Below are 12,443 nucleotides of genomic sequence, written 5' to 3' on the forward strand. Positions count from 1 at the left end.
CGGACAGCGCGGCCCAACTGTGTCACAGTGGGGGCATGAAGGCCGGGTGGAACACGCCCTGCCCGCCTGTGGTCATACTGTGGTCCCTTGTGGTCACAGGGCTAGGCGTTACGGCGAGAGATGCTTGCAATGAGGGTGGTCCCTTGAACGATATGGCGAAGAATTTGATCCTGTGGTTGGTCATCGCAGCGGTGCTGCTGACGGTGTTCAACAACTTCACTGTCGATGGCACACCGCAGACGATGAACTATTCGCAGTTCGTCCAGCAGGTGCAGAACCAGCAGATCCGCAGCGTAACCATCGACGGTTACACCATCACCGGCGAGCGTGCCGACGGGTCGCAGTTCCAGACCATCCGGCCGGCGGCGGAAGACCCCAAGCTGATGGACGACCTGCTCGCCAACAACGTCACTGTGGTGGGCAAGGAGCCGCAGCAGCAGAGCCTGTGGACGCGGCTGCTGATCGCCAGCTTCCCGATCCTGCTGATACTCGCCATCTTCATGTTCTTCATGCGTCAGATGCAGGGGGGCGGCGGCGGCAAGGGCGGCCCGATGAGTTTCGGTAAGTCCAAGGCCAAGCTGCTCTCCCAGGACCAGATCAAGACCACCTTTGCCGACGTCGCCGGCTGTGACGAGGCCAAGGAGGAGGTCGAGGAACTGGTCGACTTCCTGCGCGATCCCTCCAAGTTCCAGCGCCTGGGGGGCACCATTCCCCGTGGCGTGCTGATGGTGGGGCCGCCGGGCACCGGTAAGACGCTGCTGGCGAAATCCATTGCCGGCGAGGCCAAGGTGCCGTTCTTCTCGATTTCCGGCTCCGACTTCGTCGAGATGTTCGTCGGCGTCGGCGCCTCGCGTGTGCGTGACATGTTCGAGCAGGCCAAAAAGCAGGCGCCGTGCATCATCTTCATCGACGAGATCGATGCCGTGGGCCGTTCGCGCGGCGCCGGCATGGGCGGCGGCAATGACGAGCGCGAGCAGACACTGAACCAGCTGCTGGTGGAGATGGACGGCTTCGAGGCCAACGAGGGCATCATCGTCATCGCCGCCACCAACCGTCCTGACGTGCTCGACCCGGCGCTGCTGCGCCCGGGTCGCTTCGACCGCCAGGTCGTGGTGCCGTTGCCCGATATCCGCGGGCGCGAGCACATCCTCAACGTCCACTTGCGCAAGGTGCCGCTGGCCGACGACGTCAAGCCGTCGCTGATCGCCCGCGGTACTCCGGGCTTCTCCGGCGCCGACCTGGCCAATCTGGTCAACGAGGCGGCCCTGTTCGCCGCGCGGCGCAACAAGCGGCTGGTGGGCATGGAGGAGCTGGACCTGGCCAAGGACAAGATCATGATGGGCGCCGAGCGCCGTTCCATGGTCATGACCGACAAAGAGAAGCTCAACACCGCCTACCACGAGTCGGGCCACGCCATCATCGGCCTGGTGATGCCGGAGCACGACCCGGTCTACAAGGTCACCATCATTCCGCGTGGCCGGGCGTTGGGTGTGACCATGTTCCTGCCCGAGCAGGATCGCTACAGCCTGTCGCGCCAGCAGATCATCAGTCAGATCTGCTCGCTGTTCGGCGGCCGCATCGCCGAGGAGATGACGCTGGGACCGAACGGCGTCACTACCGGGGCCTCCAACGACATCAAGCGCGCCACGGAGCTGGCCCACAACATGGTCGCCAAGTGGGGCCTGTCCGAGGAGATGGGGCCGATCATGTACGACGAGGACGAGTCGCACCAGTTCCTCGGTGGTCCGGGGCAGGGTGGCAGCAAGCTGAAGTCCGGCGAGACCACTACCCGGCTCGACAAGGAAGTGCGCAAGATCATCGATGAGTGCTATGCCAAGGCAAAGCAGATCCTCGAAGAGAATCGCGACAAGCTCGATGCCATGGCCGAGGCGCTGATGCAGTACGAGACCATCGATGCCGACCAGCTGCGCGATATCATGGAGGGCCGCAAGCCGCGTCCGCCCAAGGATTGGGATGATGGCGATTCCGGTACCGGTGCCCCCATCGGCAGTGAGACTGAGTCCTCTCGCGAGGAGGAGGATTCCACCCAGCAGCCGACCGACGGCACCGGCAATGGCGATCACGGTGACGAGGACGAAGACGGGGAGCCTCGCCGTCGTCCCTCCGACCCGCTGGGTGGCCCCGCCGGGTCGTGACGAAGCCCCGACAAGAAGCCAGGCGCCCCGATGGGGCGCCTTTGCTGTGGAGTCCCGAGCCCGGGCCTGCGTCACAGGATTCATGACATGACAGACAACCCCGCACCGACCTGGCTGCCGTGTGGACGGCACCGCCTCGACCTCTCTTATCCCCGCCTCATGGGCATTCTCAATGTCACGCCCGATTCTTTCTCCGACGGTGGCCGCCATGTGGCCGTAGACGATGCCCTGCGCCACGCCGAGCGTATGCTGGCCGAGGGGGCGGCGATCATCGATGTGGGCGGCGAGTCGACCCGCCCCGGCTCGCAGCCGGTTTCCACCCAGGAGGAACTGGACCGAGTGGCTCCGGTGGTCGAGCGTCTGGTGTGTGAGCTCGACGCTCTGGTCTCGGTGGACACCAGCAACCCCGACGTGATCCGCCAGGTCGCGGTGCTGGGCGCCGGCATGATTAACGACATACGCGCTCTGCAGCGGGAAGGTGCGCTGGAGGCGGCGTTGGGAACGGGGCTGCCGGTGTGCCTGATGCACATGCAGGGCGAGCCACGGGACATGCAGCAGGCGCCCCGCTATGATGAGCCCATCGAGGACGCCGTGCATCGCTTCCTGGCTGACCGGGTGGCGGTCTGCGAGGCTGCCGGCCTGCGCCGTGAGCGCCTGCTGCTCGACCCAGGTTTCGGCTTCGGCAAGACCGTCGAGCATAATTTGCGCTTGCTTCATCGCATGGAACGCCTGGCCGAGCTCGAGTTGCCGCTGCTCGTCGGCATGTCGCGCAAGAGCCTGATCGGCAAGGTGCTGGGCCGTCCGGTGGAGGAGCGTCTGCCCGGTGGGCTAGCGCTGGCGTCGCTGGCCGTCGAGCGCGGTGCGCGTATTTTGCGCGTTCATGATGTTGGCCCGGTCATGGATGCGGTGAACATGACCTGGGCCGTGCTAAGGGAAGGCTGCGAGCATGACTAGAAAATACTTCGGTACGGATGGCATTCGCGGAACGGTCGGGGAGTACCCCATCACACCGGACTTCATGCTCAAGCTGGGCTGGGCCATGGGTCGGGTCCTGGCGCGGGAGTCGGGGCGTGCCCGGGTGCTGATCGGCAAGGACACGCGCATCTCGGGCTACATGTTCGAATCGGCCCTCGAGGCGGGGCTCTCCGCTGCCGGTGTCGACGTGGCGCTGCTCGGCCCGATGCCCACGCCGGGCATTGCCTATCTCACGCGAACCTTCCGCGCCGATGCCGGCATCGTCATCTCGGCCTCGCACAATCCCTTTGCCGACAACGGCATCAAGTTCTTTTCCACCGAGGGCACCAAGCTCGCGGATGCGCTCGAGGAGCGCATCGAGGCGGTGCTCGACGAGCCGCTGACCACGGTGGCGGCAGGCAAGCTGGGCAAGGCAATGCGGATCGACGACGCCGCTGGCCGCTACATCGAGTTCTGCAAGTCGACGATCCCCAACCGGGTCAGCCTGCATGGGCTACGCATGGTACTCGACTGCGCGCATGGCGCCACCTACCACATCGCGCCCAGCGTCTTCCGTGAGCTGGGCGCCGAGGTCAGCCTGGTGGGGGCCAGTCCCGACGGGCTCAACATCAATCGCGAGGTGGGCTCGACTTCTCCTGCGACGCTGCGTGCTGCGGTGATCCAGCAGGGCGCCGACCTGGGGATCGCCTTCGATGGCGATGGCGACCGGGTGCTGATGGTCGATGCCGACGGGGGCGAAGTCGATGGAGACGACATCCTCTACCTGATCGCCCGCGACCGGCACGAGCGCGGTCAGCTGGTGGGCGGCGTGGTCGGCACCCTGATGACCAATTTCGGCCTGGCCATGGCGCTCGAGCAGATGGATATCCCCTTCGAACGCGTCAAGGTCGGCGATCGCTATGTGGTCGAGCGGTTGCTGGAGAACGGCTGGCAGCTCGGCGGTGAATCCTCCGGTCATATTGTTTGTGCCGATGTGCAGAGTACCGGCGACGGTATCGTCTCGGCCCTGCAGGTGCTGGCGCTCATGGTCAGCGAGGGCAAGCCGCTGAAGGCGCTGCTTGCCGGTCTCGAAAAGGTGCCCCAAGTGCTGGTCAACGTGCGCCTGACGCCGGGCAGCGATGCCTCGGTGCTGATGGCGAGCCCGGCGGTCCAGGACGCGGTGGCGGCCGTGGAGGCGGAGCTCGGCGACGAGGGGCGCGTGCTGCTGCGCCCGTCCGGCACCGAGCCGCTGATTCGCGTCATGGTCGAAGGGCGGGCGCACCTCGACGTCGAAGGCCTGGCGGGGCGCCTGGCCGACCAGGTCAAGGGAGAACTGGGTTGACAGCCGCGACAGCTGTTGTCTTGACTTGACGCCTCCTATACCATTTCGCTCCACTTTGAAAGAGGACGCTGCATGCGAACGCCGCTGATCGCCGGGAACTGGAAGATGAACGGTTCGGCTGTGCTGGTCGAAGAGTTCGGTCGCGCCTTTGCCGAGGCGAGGCTTCCGGCATCGCTGGACGTGGTCGTCCTGCCGCCCTTTCCCTATCTGGATGCGGCAAGGCGCGCCTTCGAGGGTACCTCGCTACGCCTGGGCGCGCAGACACTCAATCCGCTGCATTCCGGTGCCCGCACCGGCGAGGTGAGCGGGCGCATGCTCAAGGAGTTCGGCGTCGAGTACGCCCTGGCGGGGCATTCGGAGCGACGCCAGCTCTATCGTGAGGACGACGAGGCCGTGTACGATCGGCTGCTGGCGGCATTGAACGCCGGCATCACGCCGATTCTATGTGTGGGCGAAACCCTCGAAGAGCGTGATGCGGGCAAGACCCTCGAGGTCGTGCTGCGCCAGGTGGGTTACGTGATGGCGCGCCTCGAGCCGGATCAGCGCGCGCGGGTGGTCATCGCCTACGAGCCGGTGTGGGCCATCGGGACCGGGCGAACCGCGACGCCGCAGCAGGCCCAGGAGGTCATGGCCGCCATTCGCGAGTACCAAGGCGGCTTCGATCGTGATCTCGCGGCAGGCCTGCGCCTGCTGTACGGCGGCAGCATGAACGCCGGCAACGCGGCTGAGCTGTTGGCTCAGCCCGACATCGACGGCGGCCTGGTGGGCGGTGCTTCGCTCAAGGTCGACGATTTCCTAGCCATTTGTCAGTCAGCAGGTTGAATCCATGCAAGTTGCCATTCTCATGATCCATGTGGCGATCGCCATCGCGCTGGTCGTTCTCATTCTGCTGCAGCAGGGCAAGGGGGCCGAGGCCGGTGCGGCCTTCGGCGGCGGTGCCTCCCAGACCGTGTTCGGCTCGCGCGGCAGCGGCGGCTTTCTCTCGCGCACCACGGCGGTGCTGGCGGCGGCCTTCTTCGCCACCTCGCTGACGCTGGCCTACTTCGCCAGCCAGGCAGGAGAGGCCCCGGAGGCGGGCATTCCCGATTCGCGCCTGATCGAACAGCAGCGTGGCCTGCCAACGCTTGACGACGACGCCAACGATGTGGATAATACCGCGCCAGTGCTGGAGGAAAGCGACGGCTGAGTCGCGGTTCCGGCAGTCTAGCAAGCCGAAGTGGTGGAATTGGTAGACACGCTATCTTGAGGGGGTAGTGACCTTATGGTCGTGCGGGTTCAAGTCCCGCCTTCGGCACCATCTGAAACGCCGTGGTCCCATGGGCCGCGAGTCGTCAGAAGCAGGATTGGCACCAGGAAGATGGCAGGCGCACGCTTGACTCAAGCGATTATTGCGCCTAGAATCGCCGACCTGGAATGTTGCGGGGTGGAGCAGTCTGGTAGCTCGTCGGGCTCATAACCCGAAGGTCATCGGTTCAAATCCGGTCCCCGCTACCATCTTTTGGCAGGCGTCCGAGCGGGATGCAAGATGCCGAAAGAGGTACTACAGGTTTCTTGTGAAAGGCCCCTTCCTGCGAAGGGGCTTTTTGTTAGCGGCTTACTGTCGGCCAGGCCGGCAGCGCTTGTTCGGGCAACGCCAATCAGCCACCTAGCTTTCCTGTTCACTCCCGGCCAGGTGCCTGATGCAACGGCTGTAGGAGCTTTCTGTGGCACTCAAGGACGCTGCGTTATATGCGCTGATCGAGCCGGTGGTCACCGCCATGGGGTTCGAGCTGTGGGGCATCGACTACCGCCCCCAGGGCAAGCATTCCCGGCTGGTGATCTACATTGATCATGCCGACGGTGTGAGCGTGGATCATTGCGCCGACGTCAGTCGCCAGGTCAGTGCCGTGCTCGACGTGGAGGACCCCATCCCGGGCGAATACCGCCTGGAGGTGTCGTCGCCGGGCATGGACCGTCCGCTCTTTACCCTCGATCAATTCGCGCGCTTTGCCGGGCACCAGGTGGCGCTGAAGCTGCGCGTGCCGTTCGATGGGCGGCGCAAGTTCCAGGGGCTGCTGGCCGGCATCGAAGAGGATGAGGTGCTGCTGCAGCTCGACGGCGAAGAGTATTGCTTTCCCATCGAAAGCATCGATCAGGCACGGGTGGTTCCCCGGTTCGAAGACTGAGGTCGCCGGCCAAGGTTGCTGGTGCACAAGAACAGGTTTTCTGGCGAGGCATAGGCATGAGTAAAGAAATTCTGATGGTCGTGGATGCGATCTCCAACGAGAAGGGCGTGCCCCGGAACGTGATCTTCGAGGCCGTCGAGGCGGCCCTGGCCAGCGCCTCGCGCAAGCGCTTCGAAGGCCGTGAGGTCAGCGTGCGGGTGCATATCGACCGTCAAACGGGCGAGTACGAGACCTTTCGCCGCTGGGAGGTGATCGAGGACGACGAGTTCGAGAATCCCGACGCCGAGATCAAGCTCTCCTATGCCGAGCGCCGTGACCCGCCGCTGGGTCTGGGGGACGTGGTCGAGGAGCAGATCGAGAACGCGGCCTTCGGCCGTATCGCCGCCCAGACCGCCAAGCAGGTCATCGTGCAGAAGGTGCGCGAGGCCGAGCGGGCCGAGGTGGTTCGCCAGTATGCCGAGCGCGAGGGCGAGCTGGTCGCCGGCATCGTCAAGAAGACCACGCGCGATGGGCTGATCATCGACCTGGGGGATAACGCCGAGGCGTTCCTGCCGCGCAGCGAGATGATTCCCGGCGAGCGCTACCGCATGAACGACCGGGTGCGTGCGCTGCTGCTCAAGGTCGATGCCGAGGCGCGTGGCGCCCAGTTGATCCTGTCGCGTACCTGCCCCGAGCTGATCATCGAACTGTTCAAGATCGAGGTGCCGGAGATCGCCGAGCAGCTCATCGAGATCAAGGGCGCGGCGCGTGATCCCGGCTCCCGGGCCAAGATCGCGGTCAAGACCAACGACCGGCGCATCGATCCGGTCGGGGCCTGCGTGGGCATGCGCGGTTCGCGCGTGCAGGCGGTGTCGAGCGAACTGCAGAACGAGCGGGTCGACATCATCCTGTGGGACGACAATCCCGCTCAGCTCGTCATCAACGCCATGGCGCCGGCCGATGTCGCCTCGATTCTGGTCGACGAGGACGCCCATGCCATGGACGTGGCCGTGGCCGAGGACAACCTGGCTCAGGCCATCGGTCGCAGCGGCCAGAACGTACGTCTGGCTTCCGAGCTCACCGGCTGGCGGATCAACGTCATGACCGAAGGGGAGGCGGAAGACAAGCGCGAGCAGGAGATTGACAGCCTGGTCGAGCATTTCATCCAGCACCTGGACATCGAGGAAGACCTCGCCCGGCTGCTGGTGGAAGAGGGCTTCACCACGTTGGAGGAGATCGCTTACGTGCCCCTCGAGGAGATCCTCGAAATCGAGGAGCTCGACGAAGAGCTGGTGGAAGAATTGCGTGCGCGTGCCAAGGATGAACTGCTGACGCTGGCCATCGCCTCGGAAGAGGAACTGGACGGCGCACAGCCGGCCGACGACCTGCTGGAGATGGATGGCATGGAGCGTCACCTGGCCTTCATCCTGGCCAGCCGGGGCATCGTCACCATGGAGGACCTCGCCGAGCAGTCCGTCGACGATCTGATGGACATCGAGGGCATGGACGAGGAGCGCGCTGCAGCACTGATCATGACTGCCCGTGCGCCCTGGTTCGAGAACGAACAGTAAACGGGTCACGGGCTGAGGAGGGTCGAGATGTCGGAAATGACCGTAAAAGATTTTGCAGCGAAGGTGGGCCGCGACGTACCCCGCCTGCTGGAACAGATGAAAGAAGCCGGGCTCGAGCACAAGTCCGAGAGCGATGCCGTGTCCGAGGAGGACAAGCGCAAGCTGCTCGATTACCTGACCAAGAGCCATGGTGGCGGCGGTGCCGGGGCGCGCAATCGCATTACCTTGACGCGCAAGACCAAGAGCCGCATCAAGACCGGTGAGCGTGGCAAGACCATCGAGGTGCAGGTGCGCAAGAAGCGCACTTACGTCAAGCGCGCCGAAGAGGAGGCCCCTGCCCCCGAGCCGGTGGAAGAGGCCGGGCCGCGTCAGCTGGTCGGTGACATGGCCGATTCACAGGCCAAGCGTGAAGCCCAGGAGGCCGAGCAGGCCAAGGTGCGCGCCGCCGAGCAGGCTGCTCGCGAGGAAGCCACCAAGGCCGAGGCGGCCAAGGCCGCCGCCGAGCCCGAGATCCCGGTGCCCGAACTCGAGACGCCTGAGGAGCCGACCGGCGAGCCGGAGCCTCCGGCACCGCCCAAGGAGGGCCGTACCGACCGGCGTACCGCGCCGCCCAAGAAGGCCTCTGCCAAGAAGGGACGTCACGATCGCGACGACGACGACCGTGGGGACCGCGAGGAGCGTCGTCGCGGCGGCGGCAAGAAGGTCAAGCGCGCCGAGCGCCGTGGTGGCCGTCGTGGCTCCAGTCAGTCCGGTGGCGGCAAGCACGGCTTCCAGAAGCCGACCCAGCCGATCGTGCGCGAGGTGTCGATTCCCGAGTCGATCAGCGTCGCCGACCTGGCCGACAAGATGTCGATCAAGGCCAACGAAGTCATCAAAACCATGTTCACCATGGGCGCGGCGGTGACCATCAACCAGACCATCGATCAGGATACCGCGGCCATCGTGGTCGAGGAGATGGGGCACGTGCCCAAGCTGATCAAGGACGATGCCCTCGAGACCGAAATGCTCGAAGGCATCTCCTACGAGGGCGAGGAGATCAGCCGCTCGCCGGTGGTCACGGTGATGGGTCACGTCGACCACGGCAAGACCTCGCTGCTCGACTATATCCGCAAGGCCAAGGTGGCCACCGGCGAGGCTGGCGGTATTACGCAGCACATCGGGGCCTACCACGTCGAGGACCAGCACGGCGGCGTGACCTTCCTCGATACCCCAGGCCATGCGGCGTTCACCGCCATGCGGGCCCGCGGTGCCAAGGCAACCGACGTGGTCATCCTGGTGGTGGCGGCCGATGACGGCGTCATGCCGCAGACGGTCGAGGCGATCGAGCACTCCAAGGCGGCCGAAGTGCCCATCGTGGTGGCGGTCAACAAGATCGACAAGTCGGGAGCCGACCCGGACCGGGTCAAGAACGAGCTCTCCCAGCACGGTGTCATCTCCGAGGAGTGGGGCGGCGACACCCAGTTCGTCCACGTCTCGGCCAAGAGCGGTGAAGGCATCGAGGAATTGCTGGAAGCGATCCAGCTGGTGTCCGAGGTCCTCGAGCTCAAGGCGGTGCCGGAAGCACCGGGCAAGGGCGTGGTAGTCGAGTCGCGCCTCGACAAGGGCCGCGGTCCGGTAGCTACCGTGCTGGTCCAGAACGGTACGCTGAAGAAAGGCGATATCGTACTCGCCGGCCTGCACTACGGCCGCGTGCGTGCGCTGACCAACGAGCTCGGCCAGCAGGTCGAGGAGGCGGGCCCCGCCATGCCGGTGGAGATCCAGGGCCTCGACGGTACCCCGGACGCCGGTGACGACTTCATGGTCGTGGCCGACGAGAAGAAGGCCCGCGAGGTCGCCAACTTCCGTCAGGGCAAGTACCGCGAGGTACGCCTGGCGCGTCAGCAGAAGGCCAAGCTGGAGAACATGTTCAGCCAGATGGGTCAGGACGAGGTGGCCAAGGTCAACATCGTGCTCAAGGCCGACGTGCAGGGTTCGCTGGAAGCGATCAAGGGCGCTCTCGAGGAGCTCTCCACCGACGAGGTGCAGGTGGCCGTGGTCTCCTCGGGCGTGGGTGGCATCACCGGGACCGACGCCAACCTGGCGCTGGCCTCGGAGGCCATCGTGGTCGGCTTCAACGTGCGTGCCGACGCTGCCGCCCGCGAGATCATCGAGCGCGAGGGGCTGGATCTGCGCTACTACAGCGTCATCTACCAGCTGATCGACGAGGTCAAGCAGGCCATGAGCGGCATGTTGGCACCGGAGTGGAAGGAAGAGATCGTCGGCGTGGCCGAGGTTCGCGACGTCTTCCGTGCGCCCAAGATCGGCGCCGTGGCCGGCTGCATGGTGGTCGAGGGCACTGTCTTCCGCAACAAGAAGATCCGTGTGCTGCGCGACAACGTGGTCATCTACGAGGGCGAGCTCGAGTCGCTGCGCCGCTTCAAGGACGACGTCCAGGAAGTGCGCAACGGCATGGAGTGCGGCATCGGCGTCAAGAACTACAACGACGTTCAGGTCGGCGACAAGATCGAGGTCTTCGACCAGGTCAAGGTCGAGCGGACGCTGTAATCGCAGCGGGGGTGGAGCATGCGCGAGTTCAAGCGTACCGACCGGGTCGGCGATCAGCTGCAGAAGGAGCTGGCCGTTTTGATCCAGCGCGAAGTCAAGGACCCGCGCCTGGGCATGGTCACCGTCAGCGGGGTCACGGTCAGCCGTGACCTCGGCTATGCCGATGTCTACGTGACCCTGCTCGGCGAGGACAGTCCCGAGCGCATCAAGGAGAACCTCAAGGTACTGAAGCAGGCGGCAGGCTTTCTGCGCAGCCAGATCGCCCGGCGCATCAAGCTGCGTCACGTGCCGGAGTTGCGCTTCCACTACGACGAGAGCGTGGTGCGCGGCCAGCGGCTCTCCTCGCTGATCGACGAGGCGGTCGAAAGCGATCGCTCCCGTCATCCAAGCGAAGAGGGTGAGCCGAACGCCGGTGGCGACGAGGGAGAGCGCCACTGATGGCGCGCCGGCGTCGCGGTCTGCCGGTCAACGGAGTGCTGCTGCTCGACAAGCCCAGAGGTGCGTCGAGCAACCATGCCTTGCAGCGGGTACGGCGCCTGCTGCAGGCGCAGAAGGCGGGCCATACCGGCACGCTGGACCCGATGGCGACCGGGCTGTTGCCGGTGTGCCTGGGCGAGGCGACCAAGTTCTCGGCGCACCTGCTCGAGGCCGACAAGGTCTACCGTACCCGGGTGCAGCTCGGGGCGGTGACCGACACCGGCGACGCCGAGGGCGAGGTGGTCGAGCGCTGCGAGGTGCCGCCACTGACACCGGTGGATATCGAGCGGGTGCTCGAGCGCTTTCGTGGCGAGATCGAGCAGGTTCCGCCGATGTACTCGGCGCTCAAGCACCAGGGGCGCAAGCTCTACGAACTGGCCCGCGAAGGCAAGAGCGTCGAGCGTGCAGTGCGCCGTGTGACGGTGTATGATGCCCGGCTGCTTGCCTTCGAGGGCAATGCCTTCGAGCTCGAGGTCCGGGTCAGCAAGGGCACCTACGTGCGCACCCTGGCCGAGGACATCGGACGGGCACTCGGCAGCGGGGCGCATATCACCGCCCTGAGGCGGCTCGCCACCGGCCCCTTCGACAGCGAGGGCATGCTGCCCATCGAGGCGCTGGAAGCGCTGTCGGGCCAGGAGGAGCGCGAGGCGACGCTGCTGCCGGTCGACGTGCTGGTGGCGCATCTGCCCAAGGTCGAGGTCGACGAGCGCGCCAGGCAGCGACTCATGCACGGCCAGGCGGCCGGCGTCGCTGCTGCTGGCGAGAAGACCGGCAAGCTGACGAGACTCTACTGCGGCGAGACCTTCCTCGGGCTCGGCGTGGTGACGGGGCCACAGGAAGTGGCACCGAAGCGGCTGCTCAATACGGCAGCCGATTGAGGGGCGGCGCGAGCCTGTCCCTGAAGGAGAGACGCCCGAGACTGCAAATATGCGTGGTCTCACACATTCACGTTTCAGGCATATTGCTTACTGGAGACACAGATGGCACTTACCGCTGAACAGAAGGCCGAGATCGTCAAGGAATTCGGCCGTGGCGACAACGACACCGGTTCCCCCGAGGTTCAGGTGGCCCTGCTGAGCGCCAACATCGATGGCCTGCAGGATCACTTCAAGACCAACAAGCAGGATCACCACTCTCGTCGTGGCCTGATCCGCATGGTCAACCAGCGCCGCAAGCTGCTGGACTACCTGAAGCGCAAGGATCTTTCTCGCTATCAGGCACTGATCCAGCGCCTGGGTCTCCGTCGTTAAACGAC

At 65.3% G+C, this 12,443-nt stretch carries 11 protein-coding genes and 2 tRNA genes; all 13 read left to right on the top strand.

The features are described 5' to 3' along the window. Positions 1-143 precede the first annotated feature (143 nt). The 13 genes from ftsH (at position 144) to rpsO (ending at position 12,438) form a co-directional block, all read left to right on the top strand. A complete protein-coding gene (ftsH, locus tag KPL81_RS18455) occupies positions 144-2,156 on the top strand; it encodes an ATP-dependent zinc metalloprotease FtsH (RefSeq protein WP_219793382.1) in 2,013 nt (670 codons plus the stop codon). An 87-nt stretch (positions 2,157-2,243) separates the two neighbouring features. Continuing rightward, positions 2,244-3,110, top strand: a complete 867-nt coding sequence (gene folP / locus KPL81_RS18460; RefSeq protein WP_219793383.1) for a dihydropteroate synthase — start codon at positions 2,244-2,246, stop codon at positions 3,108-3,110. After that, positions 3,103-4,452 carry a phosphoglucosamine mutase gene (glmM, locus tag KPL81_RS18465; RefSeq protein ID WP_219793384.1) on the top strand — a complete coding sequence of 450 codons (1,350 nt, stop codon included), beginning with the start codon at positions 3,103-3,105 and terminating at the stop codon, positions 4,450-4,452. The genes folP and glmM overlap by 8 nt, the downstream gene beginning before the upstream one ends. A gap of 72 nt (positions 4,453-4,524) precedes the next feature. Then, entirely contained in the window at positions 4,525-5,274 is a 750-nt protein-coding gene (gene tpiA / locus KPL81_RS18470) for a triose-phosphate isomerase (RefSeq protein ID WP_219793385.1), read from the top strand. Positions 5,275-5,278: 4 nt separating this feature from the next. Continuing rightward, complete coding sequence (secG, locus tag KPL81_RS18475) at positions 5,279-5,638, top strand: preprotein translocase subunit SecG (RefSeq protein ID WP_209474603.1); 360 nt, start codon at positions 5,279-5,281, stop codon at positions 5,636-5,638. A 24-nt stretch (positions 5,639-5,662) separates the two neighbouring features. Further along, positions 5,663-5,749, top strand: a tRNA-Leu gene (locus tag KPL81_RS18480). 120 nt (positions 5,750-5,869) lie between these two features. Next, positions 5,870-5,946: transfer RNA gene (locus KPL81_RS18485), tRNA-Met, on the top strand. 209 nt (positions 5,947-6,155) lie between these two features. After that, the gene (gene rimP, locus KPL81_RS18490) at positions 6,156-6,617 is read left to right on the top strand and encodes a ribosome maturation factor RimP (RefSeq protein WP_209474602.1); all 462 of its coding nucleotides are present in this window, start codon (positions 6,156-6,158) and stop codon (positions 6,615-6,617) included. Between the two features lie 56 nt (positions 6,618-6,673). Further along, the gene (nusA, locus tag KPL81_RS18495) at positions 6,674-8,167 is read left to right on the top strand and encodes a transcription termination factor NusA (protein ID WP_197448836.1); all 1,494 of its coding nucleotides are present in this window, start codon (positions 6,674-6,676) and stop codon (positions 8,165-8,167) included. Between the two features lie 27 nt (positions 8,168-8,194). After that, the gene (gene infB, locus KPL81_RS18500) at positions 8,195-10,711 is read left to right on the top strand and encodes a translation initiation factor IF-2 (protein ID WP_219793386.1); all 2,517 of its coding nucleotides are present in this window, start codon (positions 8,195-8,197) and stop codon (positions 10,709-10,711) included. 18 nt (positions 10,712-10,729) lie between these two features. Continuing rightward, entirely contained in the window at positions 10,730-11,149 is a 420-nt protein-coding gene (gene rbfA, locus KPL81_RS18505) for a 30S ribosome-binding factor RbfA (RefSeq protein WP_219793387.1), read from the top strand. Continuing rightward, positions 11,149-12,066 carry a tRNA pseudouridine(55) synthase TruB gene (truB, locus tag KPL81_RS18510; RefSeq protein ID WP_219793388.1) on the top strand — a complete coding sequence of 306 codons (918 nt, stop codon included), beginning with the start codon at positions 11,149-11,151 and terminating at the stop codon, positions 12,064-12,066. The genes rbfA and truB overlap by 1 nt, the downstream gene beginning before the upstream one ends. 102 nt (positions 12,067-12,168) lie before the next feature. Continuing rightward, positions 12,169-12,438 (top strand): 30S ribosomal protein S15, encoded by a 270-nt coding sequence (gene rpsO / locus KPL81_RS18515; RefSeq protein ID WP_111415227.1) that lies wholly within the window; start codon positions 12,169-12,171, stop codon positions 12,436-12,438. Positions 12,439-12,443 lie beyond the last annotated feature (5 nt).

Origin of the sequence: Billgrantia antri, from assembly GCF_019430905.1 — a bacterium.
GTDB classification, from domain to species: domain Bacteria; phylum Pseudomonadota; class Gammaproteobacteria; order Pseudomonadales; family Halomonadaceae; genus Halomonas; species Halomonas antri.

Coding starts and splice junctions, on each gene's coding strand:
- folP (WP_219793383.1), top strand. CDS start 2,244: ATGACAGACAACCCCGCACCGACCTGGCTGCCGTGTGGACGGCACCGC.
- glmM (WP_219793384.1), top strand. CDS start 3,103: ATGACTAGAAAATACTTCGGTACGGATGGCATTCGCGGAACGGTCGGG.
- tpiA (WP_219793385.1), top strand. CDS start 4,525: ATGCGAACGCCGCTGATCGCCGGGAACTGGAAGATGAACGGTTCGGCT.
- secG (WP_209474603.1), top strand. CDS start 5,279: ATGCAAGTTGCCATTCTCATGATCCATGTGGCGATCGCCATCGCGCTG.
- nusA (WP_197448836.1), top strand. CDS start 6,674: ATGAGTAAAGAAATTCTGATGGTCGTGGATGCGATCTCCAACGAGAAG.
- infB (WP_219793386.1), top strand. CDS start 8,195: ATGTCGGAAATGACCGTAAAAGATTTTGCAGCGAAGGTGGGCCGCGAC.
- rbfA (WP_219793387.1), top strand. CDS start 10,730: ATGCGCGAGTTCAAGCGTACCGACCGGGTCGGCGATCAGCTGCAGAAG.
- truB (WP_219793388.1), top strand. CDS start 11,149: ATGGCGCGCCGGCGTCGCGGTCTGCCGGTCAACGGAGTGCTGCTGCTC.
- rpsO (WP_111415227.1), top strand. CDS start 12,169: ATGGCACTTACCGCTGAACAGAAGGCCGAGATCGTCAAGGAATTCGGC.